Origin of the sequence: Enhydrobacter aerosaccus, assembly GCF_900167455.1 — a bacterium.
GTDB lineage: Bacteria > Pseudomonadota > Alphaproteobacteria > Reyranellales > Reyranellaceae > Reyranella > Reyranella aerosaccus.
This window is the reverse complement of the sequence record NZ_FUWJ01000020.1, coordinates 44,207-69,323: the sequence shown is the minus strand read 5'-3', so window position 1 is coordinate 69,323 and position 25,117 is coordinate 44,207. Positions and strand designations below refer to the sequence as shown.

At 64.5% G+C, this 25,117-nt stretch carries 25 protein-coding genes and 1 pseudogene; 16 read left to right on the top strand and 10 right to left on the bottom strand.

The window, feature by feature from the left end; all coding sequences use genetic code 11:
- Positions 1-1,725: pseudogene (locus B5D62_RS32190) on the bottom strand (hypothetical protein); the annotation flags it as partial.
- A 303-nt stretch (positions 1,726-2,028) separates the two neighbouring features.
- Positions 2,029-2,364, bottom strand: coding sequence for a GIY-YIG nuclease family protein (locus B5D62_RS32185; protein ID WP_085938195.1), 336 nt, complete (start codon positions 2,362-2,364; stop codon positions 2,029-2,031).
- 90 nt (positions 2,365-2,454) lie between these two features.
- Here B5D62_RS32185 and B5D62_RS32180 point away from each other — a divergent pair, with 90 nt between their 5' ends.
- Together B5D62_RS32180 and B5D62_RS32175 are read left to right on the top strand one after the other, a co-directional pair.
- A complete protein-coding gene (locus tag B5D62_RS32180) occupies positions 2,455-3,081 on the top strand; it encodes a DUF2239 family protein (protein ID WP_139374206.1) in 627 nt (208 codons plus the stop codon).
- Between the two features lie 58 nt (positions 3,082-3,139).
- The gene (locus B5D62_RS32175) at positions 3,140-3,760 is read left to right on the top strand and encodes a hypothetical protein (RefSeq protein WP_139374205.1); all 621 of its coding nucleotides are present in this window, start codon (positions 3,140-3,142) and stop codon (positions 3,758-3,760) included.
- A gap of 48 nt (positions 3,761-3,808) precedes the next feature.
- On the opposite strand, the gene B5D62_RS32170 is transcribed toward B5D62_RS32175, so the two are convergent.
- Both B5D62_RS32170 and B5D62_RS32165 read right to left on the bottom strand, forming a co-directional pair.
- The gene (locus B5D62_RS32170; RefSeq protein WP_085938193.1) at positions 3,809-5,434 is read right to left on the bottom strand and encodes an NAD-dependent malic enzyme; all 1,626 of its coding nucleotides are present in this window, start codon (positions 5,432-5,434) and stop codon (positions 3,809-3,811) included.
- Positions 5,435-5,537: 103 nt separating this feature from the next.
- Entirely contained in the window at positions 5,538-6,290 is a 753-nt protein-coding gene (locus B5D62_RS32165) for a M48 family metallopeptidase (protein ID WP_085938192.1), read from the bottom strand.
- A 35-nt stretch (positions 6,291-6,325) separates the two neighbouring features.
- On the opposite strand from B5D62_RS32165, the gene B5D62_RS32160 reads away from it, so the two are divergent.
- From B5D62_RS32160 to B5D62_RS32130, 7 genes are all read left to right on the top strand, one after another.
- On the top strand, positions 6,326-7,324 hold the full coding sequence (locus B5D62_RS32160) for a TRAP transporter substrate-binding protein (RefSeq protein ID WP_085938191.1): 999 nt from the start codon (positions 6,326-6,328) through the stop codon (positions 7,322-7,324).
- 98 nt (positions 7,325-7,422) lie between these two features.
- Complete coding sequence (locus tag B5D62_RS32155) at positions 7,423-7,929, top strand: TRAP transporter small permease (protein ID WP_085938190.1); 507 nt, start codon at positions 7,423-7,425, stop codon at positions 7,927-7,929.
- 11 nt (positions 7,930-7,940) lie between these two features.
- On the top strand, positions 7,941-9,233 hold the full coding sequence (locus B5D62_RS32150; protein WP_085938189.1) for a TRAP transporter large permease: 1,293 nt from the start codon (positions 7,941-7,943) through the stop codon (positions 9,231-9,233).
- A gap of 78 nt (positions 9,234-9,311) precedes the next feature.
- Positions 9,312-10,220 (top strand): LysR family transcriptional regulator, encoded by a 909-nt coding sequence (locus B5D62_RS32145; protein ID WP_170921257.1) that lies wholly within the window; start codon positions 9,312-9,314, stop codon positions 10,218-10,220.
- 163 nt (positions 10,221-10,383) lie between these two features.
- The gene (locus B5D62_RS32140) at positions 10,384-11,958 is read left to right on the top strand and encodes an ABC transporter substrate-binding protein (protein WP_170921256.1); all 1,575 of its coding nucleotides are present in this window, start codon (positions 10,384-10,386) and stop codon (positions 11,956-11,958) included.
- A 7-nt stretch (positions 11,959-11,965) separates the two neighbouring features.
- Positions 11,966-13,033, top strand: coding sequence for an adenosine deaminase (add, locus tag B5D62_RS32135; protein WP_085938186.1), 1,068 nt, complete (start codon positions 11,966-11,968; stop codon positions 13,031-13,033).
- A gap of 109 nt (positions 13,034-13,142) precedes the next feature.
- Positions 13,143-14,321, top strand: a complete 1,179-nt coding sequence (locus tag B5D62_RS32130) for an aminotransferase class V-fold PLP-dependent enzyme (protein ID WP_085938185.1) — start codon at positions 13,143-13,145, stop codon at positions 14,319-14,321.
- 17 nt (positions 14,322-14,338) lie between these two features.
- On the opposite strand, the gene msrA is transcribed toward B5D62_RS32130, so the two are convergent.
- On the bottom strand, positions 14,339-15,001 hold the full coding sequence (gene msrA / locus B5D62_RS32125; RefSeq protein WP_085938184.1) for a peptide-methionine (S)-S-oxide reductase MsrA: 663 nt from the start codon (positions 14,999-15,001) through the stop codon (positions 14,339-14,341).
- A 74-nt stretch (positions 15,002-15,075) separates the two neighbouring features.
- On the opposite strand from msrA, the gene B5D62_RS32120 reads away from it, so the two are divergent.
- Positions 15,076-15,462 (top strand): MAPEG family protein, encoded by a 387-nt coding sequence (locus tag B5D62_RS32120; RefSeq protein ID WP_085938183.1) that lies wholly within the window; start codon positions 15,076-15,078, stop codon positions 15,460-15,462.
- A gap of 4 nt (positions 15,463-15,466) precedes the next feature.
- Positions 15,467-16,363 (top strand): YihY/virulence factor BrkB family protein, encoded by an 897-nt coding sequence (locus tag B5D62_RS32115; protein ID WP_085938182.1) that lies wholly within the window; start codon positions 15,467-15,469, stop codon positions 16,361-16,363.
- A 39-nt stretch (positions 16,364-16,402) separates the two neighbouring features.
- Here B5D62_RS32115 and B5D62_RS32110 read toward each other — a convergent pair whose 3' ends face one another.
- Entirely contained in the window at positions 16,403-17,398 is a 996-nt protein-coding gene (locus B5D62_RS32110; RefSeq protein ID WP_085938181.1) for a 2-hydroxyacid dehydrogenase, read from the bottom strand.
- Between the two features lie 128 nt (positions 17,399-17,526).
- On the opposite strand from B5D62_RS32110, the gene B5D62_RS32105 reads away from it, so the two are divergent.
- On the top strand, positions 17,527-18,090 hold the full coding sequence (locus B5D62_RS32105; RefSeq protein WP_231715021.1) for an SH3 domain-containing protein: 564 nt from the start codon (positions 17,527-17,529) through the stop codon (positions 18,088-18,090).
- Between the two features lie 49 nt (positions 18,091-18,139).
- Complete coding sequence (locus B5D62_RS34240) at positions 18,140-19,258, top strand: energy transducer TonB (protein ID WP_085938179.1); 1,119 nt, start codon at positions 18,140-18,142, stop codon at positions 19,256-19,258.
- A gap of 6 nt (positions 19,259-19,264) precedes the next feature.
- Here the strand turns inward: B5D62_RS34240 and B5D62_RS32095 are convergent, their stop codons facing one another.
- The 4 genes from B5D62_RS32095 to irrA all read right to left on the bottom strand — a co-directional run bounded on the left by B5D62_RS32095 (position 19,265) and on the right by irrA (position 22,255).
- Positions 19,265-19,852, bottom strand: coding sequence for a DUF3501 family protein (locus tag B5D62_RS32095; protein WP_085938178.1), 588 nt, complete (start codon positions 19,850-19,852; stop codon positions 19,265-19,267).
- Positions 19,849-21,207, bottom strand: a complete 1,359-nt coding sequence (locus B5D62_RS32090) for a heterodisulfide reductase-related iron-sulfur binding cluster (protein ID WP_085938177.1) — start codon at positions 21,205-21,207, stop codon at positions 19,849-19,851. Before B5D62_RS32090 ends, B5D62_RS32095 begins: the two co-directional genes overlap by 4 nt.
- Before the next feature lie 77 nt (positions 21,208-21,284).
- The gene (locus tag B5D62_RS32085; RefSeq protein ID WP_085938176.1) at positions 21,285-21,704 is read right to left on the bottom strand and encodes a rubrerythrin family protein; all 420 of its coding nucleotides are present in this window, start codon (positions 21,702-21,704) and stop codon (positions 21,285-21,287) included.
- Between the two features lie 143 nt (positions 21,705-21,847).
- A complete protein-coding gene (gene irrA, locus B5D62_RS32080) occupies positions 21,848-22,255 on the bottom strand; it encodes an iron response transcriptional regulator IrrA (protein ID WP_085938175.1) in 408 nt (135 codons plus the stop codon).
- A gap of 135 nt (positions 22,256-22,390) precedes the next feature.
- Here irrA and fabA point away from each other — a divergent pair, with 135 nt between their 5' ends.
- The 3 genes from fabA to B5D62_RS32065 all read left to right on the top strand — a co-directional run bounded on the left by fabA (position 22,391) and on the right by B5D62_RS32065 (position 25,099).
- Positions 22,391-22,921 carry a 3-hydroxyacyl-[acyl-carrier-protein] dehydratase FabA gene (gene fabA, locus B5D62_RS32075; protein ID WP_218191411.1) on the top strand — a complete coding sequence of 177 codons (531 nt, stop codon included), beginning with the start codon at positions 22,391-22,393 and terminating at the stop codon, positions 22,919-22,921.
- Position 22,922: 1 nt separating this feature from the next.
- Positions 22,923-24,158, top strand: a complete 1,236-nt coding sequence (gene fabB / locus B5D62_RS32070; RefSeq protein WP_085938173.1) for a beta-ketoacyl-ACP synthase I — start codon at positions 22,923-22,925, stop codon at positions 24,156-24,158.
- 128 nt (positions 24,159-24,286) lie between these two features.
- Positions 24,287-25,099: an enoyl-ACP reductase FabI gene (locus tag B5D62_RS32065; protein WP_085938199.1), complete on the top strand. Its 813-nt coding sequence runs from the start codon at positions 24,287-24,289 to the stop codon at positions 25,097-25,099.
- Positions 25,100-25,117: the final 18 nt, after the last annotated feature.

Sequence of the window (25,117 nt, the reverse complement as noted above, 5' to 3'; positions counted from 1 at the left end):
GATGTCGAAGGTGCCGTTGTTGGCGAGACCGCTCGAGCTGACGATATTGCCCGTGCCTAAAAGATTGAGCTGCGCCCCGGCCTGGACCGTGGTCGCGCCGCTATAGCTGTTGGCACCGCTCAGGCCCTGCGTGCCGCCGGCGATGGTGAGGCTGCCGCCGCCGACCGGATAGGAGCCGCCATCGGCGATGCTGCCGGAGAAGGTGCCGCTGGCGTTGGTGAGGACCAGGGTGTTGGCGCCGAGATAGGTCGTGCCCGCTCCCGTCAGGGCGGCGATGGAGATCGGTGCCCAGGCCCGCGAGATGTCGAACGTGCCGTCATTGGTGACGCCACTCGAGGCGGCGATGCTGCCCGGGCCCGACACCAGCAGCCGGCCGCCCGAGGCGATCTGCGTCGCCCCGGTGTAGGTGTTGGTGGCGCTCAGCTGCACGTCGCCGCCATTGCCGATCTGCACCCCACCCGGTCCCGAGATCACGCCCGCCAGGCCCAGCGGCACGTTGGTACTCTCGACGATCAGCGGACCGCCGGCTGTCGTCACCAGATTGGCATCGGTGACAAAGTACGGCGTGTAGGCGATCACATTGTCGCTCAGATCGTAGAGAACCGAGTTCTGCAGGAAGAAGCCGATCCCAAGGATGCTCTGGGAGTTGCTCGCGAAGGATGCGTCGTAGGTATTGGGGCGACCGCCATTGGTCATGACCGACGTCGACGTCGTCATGCCCGGTATCGGCGTATTGCTGCCGTTGCCTGTCACCGCGGTGGCCGTCAGCGTAACACCAGCGATCACCTGGCCATTGGTTGCTACGGCGGGCACGTTGAGCGTCTTGGACAGGTAGTTGCTGGGGGTGCCGGTATCGAGCAGGGTGCCGCCGGTCGAACTCACCGCTGGCGTCGAGGTGCCCGGTGCCGCCAGCCCGATGGTAAAGGTGGCGCCGTATTGCGTAGAGCCGTTGTTGCCGGGCGCAGTGCCATAAGGAACGTACGGGTTGTTGAACGAGTCGCTGGACGAAGGGACGGAAATGACACCGGTTCGACCGGTCGTTCCCGGAGTCCCGACGGGCGCGAACTGCCCCAAGATCTGAGGCGTCAGACCAACGGTGACGCACGGACTGCACGTGGTCACCGCCTGGGTGTGACCGCCGACCGAGACGTTTATGCCGTCGGTCTGCTGCGGCGGGTTGACGGACGAAGCGGGATTGGCCTGTCCATTGGCGGCGACCATGTAACCTTGCGTCAGACCCGAGACGATGGTCTGGCCGAGTACGCCGCCGAGAGTCCCCTGTGTGAAGTTGCCGGCGCCGAAAACGCCGTAGAAGGGTCCGAACAGGTCGGAAAAGGGAGGCCGCGCGGTCGGGTCGTTGAAGTAGCTGGGAAACGAATAGGACGTGCTGCCGAAGTTCAGCTGCGAGATCGCCTCCACCGCATAGCCGGGATTGGCCGTGAGCGTGACGCCGCCCGCGAAGGACAACGACTGGATCTGGAGTCGATTTCCAATGATGTTGCCCGTACTGCAGGCTACGCCGCCGCCATAGCAGTAGAAGACGTTGTTGCCGTGGGGGTAGGGCGAGTCCGGAACCCTCGTCTGCCCCGAAAAGCCGCCCCATGTATTGGGATTGAAGGCCGCGGCGAACGGCGCCGATCCTGTATCGAACATATAGAGCTGCGGCGTGCCGCCATTGATGCCGACATCAATAGCCAGCCGATAATAGGAGCCGCTTACGGCCATAAGCTGCAGCGGGATGTTGACCTGCGATGGCGCTTGCGCCCGCGCCTCCAGAACGATCCCGCACCAGAGAATCGCTGCGGTCGAAGCCGCTCGAACGGACGTTCTCCAAACCGACCTTGAGAGCCACGCAATCAGCATCAGCGAGGGACTCGACTTCACGCACAGGTTGCGACTGTTTCTCCCCTAGACCAGGTTGGACGAACGAGTCCAGACAAAGCGCACTGCCCGCCTGGAAACCTCTTCGGACTCCTTCAAGCGCCAAGCCGACTGCAAAATTATCCGCGCGCCCCCCAATGCAGACGCTCAGATCGGATGGGCTCCGAGCGTCTGACACCAATGGGCCAGCCGGTTCTTGAGAAGGCCATCGCGGATCAGGGCAAGAGGCTCGTCCTCCAGCCGCTCGATCTCCTCGAAAACGAAGTTCGACATCCCGTGCTCATTCCAAGCCATCTGCAACGCTCGATGCGGGAAGCTGCCCTGACGCAAGGTGAACCAGAGGCGATTCTGAATCGTGCTCAGATCGGGTGCCCTTCCTATCCATCGCTCATCCGTGCTGAGACAGCGTATGGCGTAAATGCCGGCAACCGCTTTTCGCTCCTTGTAAGCCGCCACCGCGGCTTTCCTGTCCACGCCCTTCACGTGCCGCCTCCGCTGGCAAAGCCTGTTGTTGAAGGATTAATATCACCCGGGTATATATTAGCACAATCCTTTTACCCGGTCTAAAATATCATGATGCCCCCCAGCTCCCTTACAGCCTTCCGCACCGTCCATGTCTTGGCGACGGGCGCTCCGGGCGATGTGGCGTTGGCGGTGAAAGCCGCGCAGGAAGCCGATCCGGCGGCGGCCATCCTGGTCTTCGACGATACCACCGGCGCCGTGATCGATCTCGATCTGAGGGGCACCGCAGCCGAGGTGGCTGCGCGTTTCGCGCGCGCCCCAGCGAGCGGTGAGACGGAGGGCGAGACGCTGGCACGCAGGCGCGGTCGTCCCAAGCTGGGCGTGATCGCGCGTGAGGTGACATTGCTGCCGCGCCATTGGGAATGGCTGGCCCGCCAGCCTGGCGGCGCCTCGCAGGCGCTGCGCCGGCTCGTCGACGAGGCGCGGCGCAGCGACGGCGACCGCACCCGCTTGCGCGCCGCGCGGGAAGCGGCCTATCGCTTCATGTCAGCGATGGCGGGCAATCTTTCCGGCTTCGAGGAAGCCTCCCGCGCGCTGTTCTCCGAAGATCGAAACCGCTTTGCCCAGCACATACGGTCGTGGCCGGCGGATATCCGAGCCTACGCCCACAGGCTGATGCAGGGCGACGCGGAGACGATTACGCCGGATAAGCAGGCCGATAGGCGCTCGACTGGATGAAGGCGCACGCGGAAGTAGTATGCGATAGTCGCGGCAGCGTTCTCGGAGACTGTCGACGATGTCTAGGGTCAATCTACGTAAGCTTTTCAGCGTAGCAGGATACTGGTTGATTATTTCTGTGGGTTGCATCGCACTAAGCGGCTGCGGCCCCACTGTCACCGTGCTCCAAGCGAAGAAAGCGGAAAATTACGCCACCAAGATCAAAAATTTGCTGGTTGCCTTCGATCTATATTCGCCCGTGGAGGGCAAGACCAACAGCAATGCCTTGATCAACTTCGATGAAATGAAGCAAGCGTGCAACGATCAGTGGGTCGCGCTGCTGGGTCACGATCTGGAGTACGTAGATATCAGTGACCTTCCGGAAGTGAGCTTCGATGAAAAGACGAAGGCAAAGGTTCTGGCCGCTACGGTTGCCGCGACAAATCCAACACATGTGCTCGAGTTGAATGTTGACGGCGCAGTCCTGACGCAATGGGCGATTGACGGGTATACGGTCAAAGCGACGCTTGTCGACGTCGCTGAGAAGAAAGTCGTCTGGCAGACGAAGGTCGCCTTCAATACTTTCACGCAATCAGGGCGTACTCGCACCACACGGATTGGCCGTTATTCCCATCACGACGATGCCAACGACCTTGTTAAAGCCTTGACCACACGTCTCAAGGCCGACGGCCTTCTGTAGTCGAAGTCGCGTTGCCCAGATCCAGCTGAAGTTTGATCTTGGCGCCCCTCATTCCGGGTAGACGGGGCGATAGGCACTCGACTGGATGAAGGCCGCGATGTCCTTGGGCCGCTCGACCCGCGCCAGGTTCCGGTCGAAGACGTATTTCGCTATTTCCGTCGCGGCATAGAGCGATGCGGTGAAGATCTTGCTCTGCGGCGGGTAGATGAGCCCGCTCGCGAGGTTCGCCTCCGTCACCTGCTCGGCGATCGCCTTCGCCGCGATGATGAACATCTCGTCGGTGATCCGCCGCGCCTGGGTGGCGAGGACGGCCATGCCCATCGCCGGGAAGATGTAGACGTTGTTGCCTTGCCCCGGCACGAAGGTCTTGCCGCCGTACTCGACCGGCGGGAAAGGACTGCCGCTGGCGAAGATGGCGCGCCCATCGGACCAGCGATAAGCCTCCTCGGCGGTGCATTCCGACCGTGAGGTCGGGTTGGAGTACGGGAAGATGATCGGCCGGTCGTTGATTTCGGCCATCGCCTCGATGACAGCCTGGTTGAACAGCTTGGGCACGGTGCTGACGCCGATGATGCCGGTCGGTCGCAGCGCCTTGACCGCCTCGACGAAGGTCGAGACCGGCGCGTGGTCGAGCGCGAAGGGCTTCTGGAATTCGGACAGATCGGTGCGGGACGTCACCATCAGGCCGTTGATGTCGAACAGCGCGTTGCGTTTGCGCGCCTCGTCCGCCGTCAGGCCCTCCATGGTCATGGCCTGGCTGATCAGGCTGGCGATGCCGGTCGCGGCCGAGCCGCCGCCCAGGAACAGGAAGCGCTGTTCCGTCAGCGGCTTCTTGGACAGATGGAGGGCGCCATAGATGCCGGCCAGCGCGACGGCAGCGGTACCCTGGATGTCATCGTTGAAGGTGCAGATCTTGTCGCGATAACGGGCCAGGATCGGGGCCGCGTTCAGATTGGCGAAGTCCTCCCATTGGATGCAGCAAGCCGGATAGAGCTCCTGGACCGCCTGCACGAACTCGTCGACGAATTCGGCATAGGCCTCGCCGCGGACACGGTTCTGCCGCAGGCCGAGATAAAGCGGGTCCTCGAGATGCGCCTGGTTGTTGGTGCCGACATCGAGCGTGATCGGCAGGCAATAGTGCGGCGGCACACCGCTGCAGGCCGTGTAGAGCGCGAGCTTCCCGATCGGGATACCCATGCCGTCGACGCCGAGATCGCCCAGGCCCAGGATGCGCTCCCCGTCGGTCACAACGATGAAGCGCACGTCCGTCTGTGGCCAGTTGCGCAGGAGCTCGCGCACACGGCCGCGCGCGGTAATCGGCAGGTAAAGACCGCGCGGATGGCGATAGATGTGATCGAACTTTTGGCACGCCTCGCCCACAGTCGGCGTATAGACGATCGGCATGAAGCGCGCGGGATCGGACATCAGCAAGGCGTAGAACAGGGTCTCGTTGCGAACCTGCAGGTCGGACAGCAGCAGATAGCGCTGCAGGTCGCTGTCGAGCTCGGCCAGTTCGTTCTGCAGACGGGCGAGCTGAAGCTCCAGCGACAGCGGAGTCGGTGGCAGCAGGCCTTCGAGACCGAACTGCCGGCGCTCGGACATGCTGAATGCGGTGCCCTTGTTGCGCCGCGGATCGCGCAGGAGGGCGTATCCGGTCTCGGTGCCTGTCGACATTCTGATCTCCCCTGTCCCTGATTGTCACAAAGGACCACATATAGGGCCGCCGTATCAACTCGATGATGGTTGCGCCGGCCGCCAAGAAAAACGAAACCCGATCTCACGCTCCATACTGCAGCAGCGTCTCGCCGTTGGCCCTGAGCCAGGCGCGCGGGACCGCCATCGGACCGTCGCACAGCCGCTCGGCCAACGCCCAGAAGCGCGGCCCGTGATTCATGTGCACGAGATGGGCGACCTCGTGCGCGACCAGATAGTCGAGCACCTCGGGTGGGGCGAACACCAGCCGCCAGGAGAAGGTGAGGCCACCATCCGGGCCGCAGCTTCCCCAGCGCGTGCGACTGTCGCGCAGGCTGAGCCGCTTGACCGGCCGTTCCACGCGGACCGCCTTGGCATGAACCAGCGGCGGCAGGTGGCGCCGCATCTCGGCTGTCAACCAATCGCGCAGGCGGCGCGGCAGATGCTCGGCGCGGCCGGCGACATGGATCTCCCCCTGCTCCGCCCAGACCGTCCCGCGCGCGTCGGGCCGGTGGCGGATGCGATGCGGCACGCCGAACAACGGGATCTCGGCTCCGTCGACGAAGGGGCGTGGCGATGGCAGCCGCTTCAGGCGAGCCGCGATCCATCCAGCCTGCATTCGGGCGAACTCGATGGCCATCTCGAAAGGCATGCGCTGCGGTGCCGTCAGGATCACCTGCCGCCGCGCCGAATCGACCCGCAGGGATACCCGCCGCGCCCGCCGGCTGCGCACGAAGGTCAGCGGCAGCGCGTCGCCCGCATGGTCGATCGCAAGCTGCTGTGATTCGGCAGTGAGACTCCCCTTGGCGGTCGATTGAAAGCCCAGGAACCCAACCATAGACTTCATTCATACAAGAAAACGGAGGAAACGGCATGAAGCGTCGCGAGGCCCTGAAAGGGGCAGCAGGTTTCTGTGCGGCCGCGGCCAGCGGCACCCTCTTCCCCGCCGCGGCCCAGGGAAAGTTGATCCTCAAGGCCTCGGACGTCCACCCTGAAGGCTATCCCACCGTCGCCGCCGTGCAGACGATGGGCAAGAAGCTCGAGCAGGCCACCAACGGCCGGATCACCATCCAGATGTTCGCGGCCATGACCCTGGGCGGCGAGAAGGAAGCCATCGAACAGGCCCAGCTCGGCGCCATCCAGCTGGCCCGGGTCAGCGTCGGCGCCCTGGGACCGGTGATCGACGACCTTAACGTCATCAACCTGCCCTTCCTGTTCCGCGATACCGCGCACATGCAGAAGGTGATCGATGGTCCGATCGGCCGCGAGCTGCTCGACAAGGTGTCCGCCAATGCCAATGCCGGCCTGGTGGGATTGTGCTGGATGGATGCAGGAGCCCGCAGCCTTTACAACACCAAGAAGTCGATCCGCACCCTGGCGGACCTCAAGGGCTTGAAATTCCGGGTGATCGGCAATCCCATGTTCGTCGAGATGATGAACGCGCTCGGCGCCAACGGGGTGGCCATGGGCTACGATCAGGTCTTCAATGCCCTGCAGACCGGCGTCATCGACGGTGCCGAGAACAATCCGCCGAGCTTCGTCTTCGACAACCACTACACGGTCGCCAAGCATTTCACGCTCACCGAGCATCTCATCGTCCCGGAGATGCTGGTGCTGTCGAAGAAGACCTGGAACGCCATGAGCAAGGAGGATCAGGCCCTGGTCACGAAGGCGAGCGCCGAGGCGCAGCAGGATGAGCGCCGCCTATGGGAGCAATATGAAAAGCAGGCCATGGACAAGGCGGTCGCGACGGGCGTGGAGATCATCCAGATCGCGGACAAGAAGCCGTTCCAGGATGCGGTCAAACCGGTCTGGGACAAGTACGGCCCGAAATACGCGGCCATGATCAAGCGCATCCAGGCCGTTCAGTGACGCGCGACCGAGCCGCCAGCGACGGCAGCGTCACGAAAGAGGGCGAGATCGCCGGCGGCAACGCCTAGCAACCAGTCCGAACGGCAAGGGAGACGCGCATGGCCACGGCTCTGAGATGGACGATGGACGGCCTCTATCTGCTTTGCGTCTGGGCAGCGGGCATCGCTTTCGTGCTGATTTCGGCGGTGATCCCCTGGGCCGTTTTCACGCGCTACGTGCTGAACAGCGCGGCATCCTGGCCCGAGCCGACTGCGGTTCTGCTCACCATCCTGCTCACCTTCATCGGCGCCGCCGCCTGCTACCGACGCAGCCAGCACATCAATATCTCTTTCTTCGCCAACCTGTTGCCCGATCTCGGCCAACGACTCTGTGCCTTGGTGAGCGAACTGCTGGTCGGCGCCATGGCGACATTCATGATGATCTATGGCGAAGGGCTGGTACGCACGACCTGGCACAATAGCATCGGCGATTTCCCCTTCCTCTCGGTCGGCGTCACCTATCTGCCCATCCCGATCGGCGGCTCCTTCCTGTTGCTGTTCGTGGTCGAGCGCCTGGTGATCGGTCCGCCGCCCCTCGATGATCCCTCGATCGAACCGGTGCACTGAGGGAGCGGGCCATGGACATCTTCGTGCTGCTCGCCACCATGTTCGCCTGCTTCGTGATCGGCGTACCGATCGCCTATTCGCTGGCGTTGGCGGCAATCGCCGGTGCCTTCTGGATCGGTATCCCGCTCGAAGCGGTCATGCTCAAGATCTCCGACGGAGTCAGCAAGGTATCGATGCTGACGATCCCCTTCTTCGTCCTGGCGGGCGCGATCATGGCCGAGGGCGGCATGGCTCGACGCATGGTGGCCTTTGCCGACGTGCTGGTCGGCTTCACCCGCCTGCGTGGCGGCTTGTCCGTCGTGAACGTACTCGCCACCACCTTCCTGAGCGGCATCTCCGGGTCAGCGGTGGCCGACACCTCGGCGGTCGGCTCAGTGATGATCCCGCAGATGGTCAAGAGCGGCTTCCCGCGCGTCTATGCTACCAATGTGACGATCACCGCCTCGGTGCAGGCGCTGCTGGTGCCTCCCAGCCACAATGCGGTGATCTATTCGCTGGCGACCGGCGGCTCGATCTCGATCATCACGCTTTTCATGGCCGGCGTGATGCCCGGCCTGCTGCTCGGCCTTTCCCTGATCATCCTCTGTCTCGTCATCGCCTACCGCGATCGCCACCCCCGCGGCACCAGCATGCCACTGCGCGAGGCTGTCCGAGTGACTGGCGAGGCACTGTGGGGGCTCGTTACGCTGGCGATCATCCTCGGCGGCATTTTGGCGGGTGTCTTCACCGCCATCGAGGCCGGTGCGGTGGCGTGCCTGTGGGCGTTCTTCGTCACCATGTTCGTCTATCGCGATTATCGCTGGCGCGATCTGCCGGCCCTGGTGCACCGAACGCTGCGTACCGTGGCGATGGTGATGACGCTGATCGCCTGTGCCTCGAGCGTCGGCTACGTGATGGCGCTCACGCAGATGCCGGCCAAGATCACGGCCTTCTTCCTCACCATCACCAGCGACAAGCATGTCTTCCTGTTCCTGATCAATGTCCTGCTGCTGATCATGGGCTGCCTGGTCGACATGGCACCGTCGATCCTGATCGCGACGCCGATCCTGCTGCCGGTGATGATGAATTTCGGCGTCGACCCGGTGCACTTCGGCATGATCATGATGTTGAACCTCGGGATTGGCCTCTGCCATCCGCCGGTTGGTGCGATCCTCTTTGTCGGGTGTGCCGTCGGCAAGGTCACGATCGAGCAAGTCATGCGCCGCATCTGGCCTTTCTACGGGGTCATGTTCCTGGTCCTGATGCTCGTGACCTACATTCCCGACCTGTCACTGTGGCTGCCACGGGCATTGGGCCTGAAGTAACGCAGGTCAGCGCCTCTCGCTTACTTTACAATGGCATGGCGGCAGGATCGGCCGCCTAGCGGGAGCGATAGCAAGAACGTGCCATTGATTTCACCGGCGGCTTCCTGGCTCGCCGTGGTGGCCAGGGTCGGATCGATCCGCAAGGCAGCCGCCCAGCTCAACGTGTCGCCCTCGGCCGTCAATCGGCAGATGCTGAAACTGGAAGCCGAGTACGGCGCCGAGCTGTTCGAGCGCCTGCCACGTGGGCTGCGACCCACGGCAGCCGGCCGCGTCCTGGTGGCTGAGATCGAGCGCTGGCAGCAGGAACACGATCGCGCCGTGCGCACCCTGGCCGAGCTGCGCAATCACGTGCGCGGCCATGCTGCCGTCGGTCTGATGGAAAGCATCGCGGGCCAGATGGTGGGCGGCCTGACGATCGCCCTGCGTGAGCAGCACGTCCAGCTCTCGCTCGATGTCACCATCGCCGGCACCGAACGGCTCTGCGAGCTGCTGCTGGCCGGCAAGCTCGAGCTCGCCATCTGCTACGCCGTGCCGCGTCGGCCCGACATCCAGTTCCTCTCCAGGCTGCCGCCACGGTCGGGGATCGTGGTGGCCCATGATCATGCGCTTGCCGGCCGCAAGTCGGTCCGACTCGCCGACTGCGCCGCCTACAGCTTCGTGTTCCCCGACGCATCGCTCACGGTTCGTCCGCTGATCGAGAAAGCCTTCCGGCGGCAAGGCATCCATCCACCCAACACGGTGACGACAAATTCGATCGACGTGATGAAGACACTGGTGCGTGAGCAGGGGCAGGTGGCGTGGCTGTCCTATTACGATGTGCATGCCGAGGTCCTCGAGGGCACCTTTGCCTACCTGCCGATCGCCGATCGTCAGGTCGCCGGCACCAGCCTGTCCCTGATCGCGCGCAAGCATGCGCCCCTCTCGCCGGTGGCGGCGCTGGTGGCCAAGCACCTGCGCGACCAGTTGCAGCGTCTCGCCAGCGGATAGGCGTCTCTCGTCCACGGCGCCAGTGTCCGTACCGAAAAACGCGACGCTGTGTGCCGAAAGCTCGGCTTCTCAGCCCCTATTGCGCCGGTCCATGATTTCGGAGCAGCGCAATGGCCGGATGGCACGGCGCCTGCACCAGCGGTCGGTAAAGGGGGAGAACCGCATGATCACGCGTCGTTCCTTGGGATTGATGGCCGCTTCGGCCCTAGCCGTGCCACCGCTGGCGGCAAGAGCGCAGGACAAGGCCGTGCTGCGGGTGGCACCGGAGACGCTGTCGCGCATCCTCGACCCGCATTTCACCACCTCATTCACGACCCGCGACTTCGGCTATCTCGTCTACGATACCCTGTTCGCGGTCGACGACCATTTCCAGCCCAAGCCGCAGATGGTCGAGAGCTACGCGCTGAGCGAGGACAAGCTCACCTGGACCTTCGTCCTGCGGCCAGGCCTGCAATGGCACGATGGCCAACCGGTCACGGCGGCGGATTGCACCGCCTCGCTCCGGCGCTGGACCTCGCGCGACAGCATGGGCCAGACAATGATGGGTTTCGTCACCAGGCTCGATGCCGTCGATGCGCGGACCATCCGGATGGCGCTGAAGCAGCCCTATGGCCTGGTCCTGGATACGCTGGCCAAGATCGGCGCCCCGGTGCCCTTCATGATGCCGGAGCGCATCGCGCGCACGCCCGGCAGCGAGCAGGTCAAGGAGATCGTCGGCTCCGGTCCCTACCGCTTCCGTGCCGACCTGCACGAGCCGGGTGTGAAGATCGTGCTCGAGAAGTTCGATGCTTACGTGCCACGCCAGGAGCCGCCGATCTGGGCGTCCGGGGCCAAGCTCGCGAAGATCCCGCGTATCGAGATGCTGGGCCTGCCCGATGCGCAGACGCAGGTGAGCGCGCTATTGCGTGGCGAGGTCGATTATCTGGAGCGCGTCCCGGCCGATCTGCTGCCGCTGTTCGACGCCAAGTCGGGCGCCCATGCCGAAGTGGTCGGCGACCTTGGCTTCCAGGCCATCATGCGCATGAACCATTTGCAGCCGCCGTTTGACGACGTGAAGGTCCGTCAGGCGATCGCCTGCGCGATCGACCGCTCCCAGTATGCGGCGGTGGTGGCTGGCGACCCAAAGTTCGCCACGGATTGCGCCGCCATCTTCGGCTGCGGCATGCCTTATGAGAGCACTGACGGCATCCCGCCGCGCGACCTCGGCAAGGCCAAGGCACTCCTGAAGGAAGCGAATGTCGACTTCGCCAAGCCGCTGGTGATGCTGCATGTCGCCAATGCACCCGGTATCGCGGCCCTCGGCAATGTCACGCGCCAGCTGCTGGTCGATCTCGGCTTCAAGGTCGAGATGCAGGCCATGGATTTCCAGACCTTCGCGACACGGCGCCTCAACACCAAGTCGGTCGCGGAAGGCGGCTGGAACCTCGCCCACACCACCAACACGGTGGTCGATCAGGGCAATCCGCTCAGCAATCCCTTCCTCGTCGCCAAGGGCGCGCCCGTATCGGCCTGGGGCTGGCCGACCGATCCGAAAGTCGAGGAGCTGCGCCTTCAATTCGCGACGGCGCCGGACGAGGCGGCGCGCAAGCGGCTGGCTGACGAGATCCAGGCCCGCGCCTACGAGCAGGTCCTTTACCTGCCGCTGTCGCAGTTCACCACACCGTCGGCCTGGCGCAACGACCTGAAGGGCGTCCTGAAGTCGCCCGTCATGCTGCTCTACAACATCGAGAAGTCGTGAGGAGACGATGGCCAAGGCCGTAGCCGACGAATATCTGCGCCGTATCCCCAAGGCCGAGCTGCACTGCCATATCGCCGGGACGCTGCGCGCCACGACCGTGGCGGAGCTGGCCGGACGCGCTGGGCTCGCCCTACCCCGGCCGGCGGAACAGCTCTACCAGTGGCCGGATTTCTACGGTTTCCTCGACGTGCTGCGGCTGACGGCGCAAGTGTTGCGCACGCCGGCAGACTTCGCCCGCGCCGCCTACGAATATATCGAGGACGCCGTACGCGACGGCAATCTCAAGCACGTCGAGTACTTCTTCAATCCCGACTACTTCTATCCCAACGGCATCGATTACCCGTCGATGGTCGACGGCATGATCGAGGGCATGGAAGCAGCCCGGAAGACGTTCGGCGTCTCCAGCCTGCTGATCTGCTGTATCGACCGCTCCATCAACACGCCGGCACAAGCCCTCGAGCTTGTGGAGACGGCCATCGCCCATCGTCGCGATCACGTGGTCGGCATCGGGCTCGATGGCGCCGAGCGCGCCGGCCCTCCGGCCATTTTTGCGGAGGCCTATGCGCTGGCCCGCAGGGCTGGCCTGCATCGCACCGCACATTGCTGCGAAGACAACCAGACGCTCGTCGAGGCGCCGCCCACCAACTACCTCATCTGCCGTGACGTGCTGAAATGCGACCGCATCGACCACGGCTACAACATGCTAGCGTCGGATTTCGTGATGGCCGAGGCGCGCAAGGACGGTCTCTACTTCACACCCTGCGCCTGGACCAGCCTGGTGCACAACCGGCCATTCCGGCCCCAGCGCATCCGGCGCATGGTCGAGGCGGGACTGAACGTCACGATCAATACCGACGATGCGGCCATGTTCGGGACCAATCTCGGCCATGGCTACACGACGCTGTTCGAGACGATCGGCTGGGGACCGGACATGGCTCGCCGGTTTGCGCTCAATTCGGTCGAGGCGTCGTGGCTGGACGAGAGCGACAAGAGCACGCTCAGGATGGCCTGCCGTAAGGAAATCGCCGCACTCGACAGGGAGTTCGGCTACGAGATGGTAGCCCCTGGGGTTTGACGACAGGGCCGGTCGAAGCCCCGTTGCTCCGCGCAGGGCAGCCCTCTAGGTAGGAGCCCGGCGGGAATCAGACCGCCGTCGTCCCTCAGTCCGAGCGAAAGCCATCACCGTGAGCCTTGACCTTGACCGACTGCGCGCCGAGACCCCCGGCTGCGCCCATGTGCTCCACCTCAACGCCGCAGGGTCCTCGCTGCCAACCCGGCGGACTCTCGACGCCACCATTGGCCATCTCCAGCTCGAGGCCGAGATCGGCGGCTATGAAGCGGCCGATCTCAGGCGCGGCGAACTGGACGGATTCTATCCGTCGGTGGCGCGGCTGATCGGTGCCGACCCGGGCGAGATCGCCTTCGTCGAGAACGCCACGCGGGCGTGGGACCTCGCCTTCTATTCGCTCGATTTCAAGCCGGGCGACCGCATCCTGACCTGCGTCAGCGAATACTCTTCCAACTTCATCTCCTATCTGCAGGTGACGAAACGGACTGGCGCCGAGCTGGTCGTGGTCCCCGACGACGCGCATGGCCAGATCGATCTCGCTGCATTGGAGCGCCTGATCGACAAGCGCACCAGGCTGATCTCGATCTCGCATATTCCGACCCAGGGCGGCCTGGTGCAGCCGGCCGAAGCGGTGGGCCGGATCGCCAATGCCGCCGGCGTGCTCTATCTGCTCGATGCCTGCCAGTCGGTCGGGCAACTCCCCGTCGACGTGGCGAAGATCGGCTGCGACTTCCTTTCGGCGACCGGCCGCAAGTACCTACGCGGCCCGCGTGGCACCGGCTTCCTCTATGCCCGGCAAAAGACTACGGCCGACATCGAACCGATCTTCCTCGACAATCATGCCGCCAAATGGACGGGCGACCGCGAGTACAAGACGTTCGATAACGCGCTGCGCTTCGAGAACTGGGAACGCTACTTCGCCGGCGTGCTGGGACTGAAGGCTGCGGTTGATCAGGCCAACGAGCTGGGCATGGAGGCGATCTGGGGGCGATTGAAGCCGCTGGCCGACGGATTGCGGACACGCCTCGGCAAAGTGAAGGGCGTCACCCTGACCGATCTTGGCGAGTTGCAGGGCGCGATCGTCACTTTCGCCGTCGACGGCAAGGACCATCTGGAACTCAAGGCCGTGTTCCGGGCGCAGAAGATCAACGTCTCGGTGTCGACGCAGTTCTCCTCGCGGCTGGACCTCAAGGGGCGCGGCCTGTCGACTGTGATGCGCGCCTCGGTGCACCTGTACAACACCGAGGCCGAACTCGACCGCTTCGTCGCCGCGCTCGAGGAAGCGATCGCCTGACCGACACCAGCCGAGCGTTACTCGGCGGCGACGCCAAGCCCGATCGGACAGCTCACGCCGGTACCGCCGAGGCCGCAATAGCCGTTGGGGTTCTTGGCCAGGTATTGCTGGTGATAATCCTCGGCATAGTAGAAAGGCGGCGCGTCGAGGATCTCCGTCGTGATGGCGCCCATGCCGTTCTTCGCCAGCTCCTTCTGGAAGACGGCGCGCGACGCCTCCGCTTTCTGCTTCTGCTCGGCCGTGAAGGCGTAGATGCCGGAACGGTACTGTGTGCCGACATCGTTGCCCTGACGCATGCCCTGGGTCGGGTCGTGATTCTCCCAGAACACCTTCAGGAGCGCCTCATACGAGGTCTTGTTCGGGTCGAACCATACCATCACCACCTCGTTGTGGCCGGTATAGCCCGAACAGACCTCCTCGTAGGTCGGATTGGGCGTGTAGCCACCGGCATAGCCGACGGCGGTGGCATAGACACCCGGCGCCTGCCAGAACTTGCGCTCGGCGCCCCAGAAGCAGCCGAGCCCGAACATGGCCTTCTCGAGGCCGGCGGGGAATGGCGGCTGGATACGGTTGTGGTTGACGAAATGTTCACTCGGCACGGCGAAGGCCGGGCGGTCACGGCCCGGCAAGGCCTGCGCCGGATCCGGCATTTCAGCTTTCTTTCGCAGGATCTGCCACATGGCACGGCTCCCTTGCTTTTGCCCTTTGCAATATGGCCATAGAATAGGTCGGAATCGAGAGCCGAGGCCCGCCCATGATGGTGTTTCTCATATGCGCCGGCCTTCTGGGCCTGCTTGCCGTTGCTCTGACCGTCAACGTCGGAGCCATGCGCGGCAGGAAGAAGATCTTCCTGGGCGATGGTGGCGATCCCGAGATGCTGGCGGCGATCCGGGCGCATGCCAATCTCGTCGAGTTCGTGCCGCTCGCCCTGCTGCTGATCTGGCTGCTGCGCGGCCCCTACGGCAACCTGACCATCGCCGTACTGGCGATCCTGCTCACCGTCGGCCGCCTGCTGCATGCCGGCGGCATGCTGGGCCATCTGAAGGGGGGCCGCGCCATCGGCGCGGTGCTCACGACCGTGGTGCTGGCCATCGCGTCGGCCCTGCTCATCCTGTCAGGCTTCTCGATCCGGCTGTACTGACCGTATGAACGGCACGCTGCTCGACAAGCTCTGGAGGATCGCCTTCGACTCCTTCACCGGCTTCTTCACCAACCGGCTGTCGACCTCGGCCGCGGCGATGGCCTTCTACACCATGTTCGCGCTCGGCCCGATCATGATCTTCTCGATCGCTATCGCCGAGCCGTTCGTGGGCAAGATGATGGCGCAACAGACGATCTTCGACGCGCTCAGCACGGTCGTGGCGCCGGAGCATCTGAAAGGCGTCCAGCGCTTCGCTTCGGAGGATCTGTTCCGCGGCCGCGGGGTCGCGGCCATCATCGGCGTCGCGGTGCTGCTCTACACAGGCAGTCGGGTCTTCGTCGAACTGGACGACAGTTTCGATGTCATCTGGCGCGGCAACAGCCCGCGCCACATCCATATCGTGCTGGCGACGCTGAAATCGCGCCTGCTCGCCCTGCTTCTGATGGTGGTCCTGGGCGTGCTGCTGATCGTCGTCATCCTGCTCAGTGTCCTGCTGTCAGCCTATGCTGGCGTGCTGCAGGCCTTCCCCATCCTCGGCCAATGGATTGGCCCGGCGATCTCCGGCCTTACCCATTACGGCATCCTCGCCGTCTTCTTCACTCTCATCTACAAATGGCTACCGACCGGCGGCGTGCCCTGGCGCTTCGCCCTGATCAGCGGCGGCGTCAACGCGGTGCTGTTCCTCGCCGGCAACCGGGCGCTGGTCTACTATTTTGAGGTGACGCAGCTCACCTCGGCATTCGGCGCAACAGCGGGATTCGCGGCCATCATGGTGTGGATGTACTGGACGGCCTTGACCATCCTGATCGGTGCCCAGGTCGGCCGTGCCACGCGCGACGCCTTCGATAGCGAGGAGCCTCACGCCGCGCGTGAGGTCGTGCAGGGCGATATCGACGATTGACGAGAGAGGGGCCGGCTGCGGTTGCGCTCCCCCTCTCGCCTAGAACATCGTGGCGAGAACGCGATCGGGCGGCTTGTGGCCGTCGACGAAGGTCTTGATGTTGATCAGCACCTTCTCGCCCATCTCGACACGGCCTTCGAGCGTGGCCGACCCCATGTGCGGCAACAGCACGACATTGTCGAGTTCGAGGAGCTTGGGATTGATCTGCGGCTCGTGTTCGTAGACGTCGAGACCGGCGCCGGACAATTCGCCGGCCCGCAGCATGCGCACCATGGCATTCTCGTCGATCACCTCGCCGCGGGCGGTGTTGACGATGATGGCCGACGATTTCATGAGCTTCAGGCGGCGCGCTGAAAGCAGATGGTAGGTCGCCGGCGTGTGCGGGCAGTTGACCGAGACGATGTCCATGCGCGCCAGCATCTGGTCGAGGCTCTCCCAGTAGGTGGCCTCCAGCTCGCGTTCGATCTCGGCGTGGACGCGCTTGCGATTGTGATAGTGGATCGCCAGACCGAAGCCGCGGGCGCGCTGAGCCAACGCCTGGCCGATGCGGCCCATGCCGACGATGCCCATCCGCTTGCCCGTGAGCCGGCTGCCCAGCATCGAGGTCGGGCTCCAGCCGGTCCATTTGCCGGCTCGTACCAGCCGCTCGCCGGCCCCCATGCGCCGGGCGGTCGCCAGCACCAGGGCCATCGACATGTCGGCCGTGTCCTCGGTGAGCACCCCAGGGGTGTTGGTGACGGTGATGCCTCGTTGGCGGGCGGTGTCGAGGTCGATGTGGTCGACGCCGGTCCCGAAGGAGGCGATCAGCTTCAGCTGCGGTCCCGCCTGCGACAGGATGCGGCTGTCGATGCGGTCCGTGACGGTCGGCACCAGGACGTCAGCCATCTTCACCGCCTCGATCAACTCGGGAGGGCTGAGTGGCTTGTCCTCGACATTGAGCTTGGTCTCGAACAGCTCCATCAGCCGAGTCTCGATGGCGTCGGGCAGCTTGCGGGTGACGATCACCAGCGGCTTTTTCTTGGAGCTGGGCGGCATGCCTGCCCCGATTAGCAATTCCTCTCATCCCTTGTCCAGCTTTGCCGCCCGGCTGGAGGAAATCGAGAAAGGCTGGCGTTTTCAGCAACTTGTCGTCCGACTCGAATACTTGGTGTATAAGAAGGCAAATGCCTGTTCACCCGATGGTCCTGCGTGGGGCAGCCTGTGTCGCGCTTGCGACCCTTGCGTTCGGCGTCCTGCACCCCGTGCTGCGGACCGGGATCGGTTCAGGGGCCCAAGCGGCGGACACCGGCAATACCCCGCCGGTTCACCGCGGATCGGGCCTGCCAATTCCCCGATTCGCTTCGCTGCGGTCCGATGAAGTGAATGTGCGCACCGGTCCGGGTACGCGGTACCCGGTCGATTGGGTCTTCAAGCGCAAGGCCATGCCCGTCGAGATCGTGGCCGAGTACGAGAACTGGCGCAAGATTCGCGACTGGCAAGGCGCCAGCGGCTGGGTCCATCAGAGCCTGCTGACCGGCAAGCGCAGTTTCATCGTGCCGTCCAAGGTCGCCAGCCTGCATCGCACGCCAGCCCGTTCGGCCGACGTCGTCGCCAAGCTCGAACCCGAGGTCATGGGCGAGATCCAGTCCTGCTCCGGCGACTGGTGCCGCGTCAAAGTGTCCGGCATGAGCGGCTGGCTGGAGCGCAGCGACCTGTGGGGCGTCTACAAATCCGAACCGATCAACTAGCGCGATCGCTGTGGCGGGCGGGCATCCAGCCGCCTAGAAACAGGCCATAGTGACGACTCACGCCATCAGCGCCGATTATACTCGGTTCGATCGCATGTCGCCGTCGGCGGTGGCGCTGGCGGTGCTGCTGCACGTGCTGACGGCGCTGGCACTGTGGTGGTTGCCGCAGCTCACGCCATTCTACGAGCCTCAGGAAGAGGCGATCGACGTCACGATCGAACAACCAACACCGCCGCCGCCCGAACCAACGCCACCGAAGCCTCCCGAGGTCAAACCCAGCCCGCCACCGCCGCCGCCCGCGAAGACGGCCGAACCGCCGATGCCGAAAGGCATCCAGGCGCCACTCGGTCTGCCGCCGCCCAGCCCGACGACCGGCGACGTGAACAAGCAGTCGGCCCCCAAGGAGAAGGAAGAGGCTCGAAAGCCGGCCCAGCCGACGCCGTCCGAACCGGCGAAGACGGAAGCGCCATCGCCGGAGCCTGCCAAGCCGGCAGTGGCCAAACCGGAGCCGACCAAACCGGTGTCGCAACCCGAGCCCAAGGCGGAGACGCAGCAGGCTTTGGCGCCCAAGGAAACGATGCCGGCACCATCGCCTGCCCCGCCACCGCTCGAGCGCGCCATGCCGCCACTTGAAGCGCCGCCGCCACCTTTGACGTCGAAGGACTTTCCCAAGCTTCCGCCTCCGCCGCCTCCAGCGCCCGTGCATCCCCAGGTTCGGACCACACCGCCGCCGCCGGCGCCGCATCCTGCACCCGCTCCCAATCAGGCGCTGCGGCCCTCGCCCTTGACGAATCCGGCGCAACCCAAGAGGGCTCCCAACGACTCTCCGTCGAATGCGCCGTCGACGGCATTCGTCAATCCGGCCGATACCTACAGCCAGGCCAAGATCGTCGAACAGTACCTATGGCAGGTCGCGGCCAGGATCTCGCAGTTCCGCTACTACTCGAACCAGGCAAACGAGCAGGGCGTCGTGGTCATTCGTCTCGTGATCACCCGCGAAGGGCATCTGCTCGATGTCAGCGTGGCGCGATCGAGCGGCATCGTGAATCTCGACAAGGGCGTCGTGGACGCCGCCCGCGCTGCCGCGCCCTATGCGCCCTTCCCCGAAGGCATTCCGGGAGCGCAGCAGGCTTTCATCCTGCCGCTGTCATCGGTTTATCGTCGTTAGGGCCGGTCAGGCAAAATCGCCGGACAGAGCCTTGCGCACGGCGGCCGGCATCACGGCCATATGACCGTAGTTGGGATGATCGAAGCCCACCACGACATCATCCGCGCCGGTCTTGAACGCCGCAATCTGGGCCGGCGTGAAGGCAAAGTGGATGAACTGCACCGACGACGCCTTGCCATCGTCGCGTGAGCGCTCCTGATCGTTCTCGGGCACGCCCCGAATGACCTGCCCGCCAACCCGGATGAAGGCCTTGTGCTCGACGCCGCCCAACATGGACAGCACGCGCGTGCGCCGGAGCGGGTCGTCGATCTCGAACATGACCGTCGCGACCAGTTCGGCACCCTGCGGAATCAGCGGATTATAGGCGGCCAGCTCATCGGCCAGCTGTTCCTCGCCGCCCTTCTCGATGAACAGCATCTCATGCACCTGATGCAGCATCGTCTCGTAGGACTCGAAATAGAAGGTGGCGAACGGCCCGACCTCGAGCCGGCGATCCTTCTTGATCTCGGCCATGCGACGGCGGCGTTCCGCGCGCTGCTTGCCGTATTCCTCGAGCGGAACGATCGCCGAGGCATCGATCTTGCGCAAATTCATGACGAGGACTCCCTCAATCCATAGGCGCGAGCCAGGATCTCGATCGGGTGCTCCGCACGGAACGCCTTGGGCTTCTCTTCGCCTGCGGTCATTTCCATCACCTGCATCAGATGCTCGCCTGCGAGCGGACACTCGGAGGCGACGTGGCTGGTGTTGTTCTTGAGCGCGGCCTGGGCGGCCGGCTTGCCGACCTTGACGGCGACATCGAAATTCTCGGTGCGCGCCCCCCAGATGCCGCCATGGCCGCTGCAGCGCTCGATCACCGCGACTCGCGTCTTGGGGATGAGGCGCAACATCTCAGCCCCCTTCGGGCCCATATTCTGGGCGCGGGCATGACAGGCGAGATGCATGCTGATCCCGCCCTCGACAGGTTCCAGTCCCTCGGCAAGCCCGTGCTTCTTGGCGATGTCGACGACATATTCCGACAGATCGAACGTCGCCTGGGCCAGCCGCTCGATCGCCGGATCACCGGCCAGAAGCAACGGCCATTCGAACTTCAACATCAACGCGCACGACGGCGTGAGGGCCACGATGTCGTAGCCCTTCTCGACCCAGGGCAGCAGTTCTGCCGACACTTTCCGGGCCGCCGCGGCAACAGCCTCGAGGTCGCCGAGTTCGAGCTTCGGCATGCCACAGCAGGCCGGATGGAGGGCCTCGGTCGGCACGCCGTTCTTCGCCAGGACGGCGCGGGCGGCGGCTCCGATCTCGGTCGAATGAAAGTTCACGAAGCAGGTGGCGTAGAGTACCGCCTTCCGCTTCCCGAATGCAGGCGCGGCCTCGTTGATCTCGACCGTCTCGCGACGGGCCCGCTGCTCGAACGTCTCCGCTGCCTGCTTGGGAAGACGCGCCCCATGATGGATGCCGGCGAAGCGTTCCATAGCGCGCCGGGTCGGCTGATTGTTCTCGTCGGTAGCCCAGTTCATCAGACCGGCGACGAAAGTACCCAGACGGCCGGCCCGATCGGTGTCGGCGAGCTGCGCGTCGACGAAATCGATACCCTTCTTGCGCGCCTGCACCGCGCGGTGGCGCAGCATCAGGTGGGGAAAATCAAGAGCCCACGGATGCGGAGGCACGTAGGGGCACTTGGTCATGAAGCACATGTCGCACAGCGTGCAGGCCTGCTCGACCTTGGCGTATTCCGCCTTGTCCACGCCGTCGAGTTCGCCGGTGGGACCGTTGTCGATCATGTCGAACAGGCGCGGGAAGGAGTCGCACAGATTGAAGCAGCGACGACAGCCATGGCAGATGTCGAACACGCGCTCCAGTTCCTTCTCGAGCGCCGCTTCGTCCCAGAACCAGGGATTCTGCCACTCGAGCGGTTGGCGGACAGGGGCTTCGAGGCTGCCTTCGCGCATGGTCGTCGCTTCGGATCCGGAATCGATGGATGAAAAAGGGGACCCAGACGGGTCCCCTTGGTAGAACGCAGCGGAGCTTAGCCGAGCGTGTCGAGGGCCTTCTGGAAGCGGCCGGCGTGGCTCTTCTCAGCCTTGGCCAGCGTCTCGAACCAGTCGGCGATCTCGTTGAAGCCTTCCTCGCGGGCCGTACGCGCCATGCCCGGATACATATCCGTGTATTCGTGGGTCTCGCCCGCGATCGCGGCCTTGAGGTTCGACGAGGTCTCGCCGATGGGCAGACCAGTCGCCGGATCGCCGCTCACCTCGAGGAACTCGAGATGGCCATGGGCGTGGCCGGTCTCGCCCTCGGCGGTCGAGCGGAAGACCGTCGCGACGTCGTTGTAGCCTTCGACGTCAGCCTTCTGAGCGAAATACAGATAGCGACGGTTGGCCTGGCTCTCGCCGGCGAATGCCGCCTTCAGATTGTCCTCGGTCTTGGATCCCTTGAGATTCGCCATTTGTCCTCTCCTCCGAATGAGGGGCGGATTTTGAGAGCCGCATGTTACGGCGTCAAGTACCTTAGAATAATTCTAAAAGTGAAAACGATTCGCAGATCGGCGCAACGACAGCCGACTAGTCACGCCCGATTAGCGGTGCCGGATTACCGGCGAACCCGGACGACGACGTCGACTCGGGCCAGCCGCGTTCCCTTGGGCGGCGCCGGCAGGCCGGCGATCGTCACCTTGTCGGACGGAAAATCGTGCAATTCGCCGTCCGTCTCGATGAAGAAGTGGTGGTGATGGCCGGTGTTGGTGTCGAAATAGGACCGTCCCGGCGCCACCACGACCTCCCGCAGGAGGCCGGCGTCGCGGAACTGATTCAACGCGTTGTAGACCGTGGCCAGAGCCACCGGGATGCGCGTCGCCTTGACCTCGGCATGGAGGCTCTCCGCGGTCACGTGGCGGTGCCCCGAGCCGAACAGCACGCGCGCCAACGCTACCCGCTGGCGAGTGGGTCGGAGACCGGCCTCCCGGAGCAGGGAGGTAAAATCGGGGCTGGTGCCGGACATGGTTACCGCCATATGTAAGGACTGGAAGGCGTCAGGAAAAGCCCCAAAGGGGCTGTGTCGGCGGTTTGCGCAAGCAGGCCGGCGTCCTTATTCTGCCGCCACTCCGGCGAGGAGCACCGGTGGGACGGGTGAATGGTGAGCGAGAAGAAGCATAGTTACACTTTCGAGGACCTGATCGAGTGTGCCAAGGGCCACCTGTTCGGGCCAGGCAACGCGCAGCTGCCGCTGCCGCCGATGCTGATGTTCGACCGGATCGTGAAGATCGACGACAAGGGCGGCCGCTACGGCAAGGGCGAGATCGTGGCCGAACTCGACGTGAAGCCCGATCTTTGGTTCTTCGCCTGCCACTTCAAGGGTGACCCGGTCATGCCGGGCTGCCTGGGCCTCGATGCCCTTTGGCAGATGGTCGGTTTCTTTCTGGGCTGGATGAAGGCCCCGGGCCGCGGTCGCGCGCTCGGCGTGGGCGAGGTCAAGTTCACCGACATGATCGTGCCGACCGTACGCAAGCTCACCTATCACGTGCACCTGAAGCGTGTGATCCTGCGCAAGCTGGTGCTGGGCATCGCCGACGGCGTCGTCTACGCCGATGGCAAGCCGGCCTACGAAGTGAACGGCCTGAAGGTCGGGCTGATCCAGGACGCGGCGGTCGCCGCGGCGGCAGGCTGACGTGCGGCGTGTCGTTGTCACCGGCCTCGGCGTCGTCTCCTCGATCGGCAACAATGCGACCGAGGTGACGCAGTCCCTGAAGGACGGGAAGTCCGGCATCGAGTTCATGCCGCAATACAAGGAACTCGGCTTCCGGAGCCAGGTCGCCGGAACCCTGAAGATGAACGTCGACGAGATGGTCGACCGGCGCCTGCGACGCTTCATGGGCGACGGCGCGGCCTACGCTTACCTGGCGATGAAAGAGGCGATCGCCGACGCGGGGCTGAGCGATGGCGAAGTGTCCAACGACCGAACCGGCCTGGTGGCAGGCTCGGGCGGGCCGACGACCAGCGCCCTCGTGCAGTCGGCCATCATCGCCAAGGAAAAGGGACCGAAGAAGGTCGGCCCGTTCATGGTGCCGCGCGCGATGTGCAGCACCGTGTCGGCCAACCTGGCCACGGCATACAGGATCAAAGGCCTCTCCTACTCCATCAGCTCGGCCTGCTCGACCTCGGCGCATTGCATCGGCAACGCGGTCGAGTGCATCCAGCTCGGAAAGACCGATCGCATGTTCGCCGGTGGCGGCGAAGAGCTGGACTGGACGCTGTCCGTCCTGTTCGACGCCATGGGCGCCATGTCGTCCAAGTACAATGACCGCCCACAGGCCGCCAGCCGGGCCTATGACCGGAACCGGGACGGTTTCGTGATCTCGGGCGGCGGCGGCATGCTGGTGCTGGAAGACCTCGAGGTCGCCAGGGCACGCGGAGCCAAGATCTACGCCGAGGTGATCGGCTACGGCGCGACGTCCGACGGCGCCGACATGGTGGCTCCCTCCGGCGAAGGCGCCGTGCGCTGCATGAAGCTCGCCACCGAGGGCTTCCCTGGCGCGGCTCGGCGCAATGCGCCGGTCGACTACATCAACACCCACGGCACCTCGACCCCGGCGGGCGACATCACCGAGCTCGATGCCATCCGGAGCGTGTTCGGCGAGAAGTTGCCGACCGTGAGCTCCACCAAGTCACTGACCGGCCACAGCCAGGGCGCCACTGGCGCCCACGAGGCGATCTATTCGCTCCTGATGCTGAAGGACGATTTCGTGGCGGCATCTGCAAATATCGACGATCTCGATCCCGGCGCGGAGGGATACCCGATTGCGCGGCAGCGTATCGATAAGGCCGGCCTGCAGACGGTGATGTCGAACAGCTTCGGCTTCGGCGGCACCAACGCCTGCTTGGTCTTCTCGCGTTACGACCACTGAGAGGGATGATGCCAGTCAACCGTACCCTCTCCGCCGCTCCCGACGGTTCCGGCGGAAACATTTCCGCGACTCCGTCTTCGGGCCACACGGTCTCCAAGGCGGTCGATTTGCCATCGGTCCCGAAGCTCATGGCCGGCAAGCGCGGCCTGGTGATGGGGGTCGCCAACGAGCGCTCGATCGCCTGGGGCATCGCCCAGGCGCTGCATGCCGCCGACGCGGAAATGGCCTTCACCTATCAGGGCGCCGCTTTTGGCAAGCGCGTGCTGCCCATGGTGCAGAAGCTCGACGCCAAGATCGTGCAGGAGGCCGACGTCGAGAGCGAGGAGAGCCTCGATGCCCTGTTCGCCCGGCTCGAAAAGGAGTGGGGTCGGCTCGATTTCGTGGTTCATGCCATCGCCTTCTCCGACAAGGAAGAGCTGAAGGGCCGCTACGTCGACACGACCAAGGCCAACTTCCAGCGCAGCCTCACCATCTCCTGCTACTCGTTCACCGAGATCGCTCGCCGCGCGCTGCCTCTCATGACGGACGGCGGCAGCCTGATCACCCTCACCTACGAGGGCGCGACGCGCGTGATGCCGTCCTACAACGTGATGGGTGTCGCCAAGGCAGCGCTCGAGGCGAGCGTCCGCTATCTAGCGGCGGATCTCGGCCCGCAAGGCGTGCGCGTGAACGCGATTTCCGCCGGCCCGATGCGCACGCTGGCGGGTGCCGTAATCGGCAGCAGCCGCTACGTCTATCGCCTGTCGCGCGAGGCCTCGCCGCTCCGGCGCAACATGGAGCTGTCCGATATCGGCGGCTCGGCGCTCTACTATCTGTCCGATCTGAGCGCCGGCGTGACCGGTACCGTCCACTATGTCGATGGCGGCTATCACGCGATGGGCATGCCACCGGCCGGCGCCACCGGGCAGAACGGTGACGAGGGCAACGGGAACGGGCAATAGGTCTTCAGGACTGCGGGC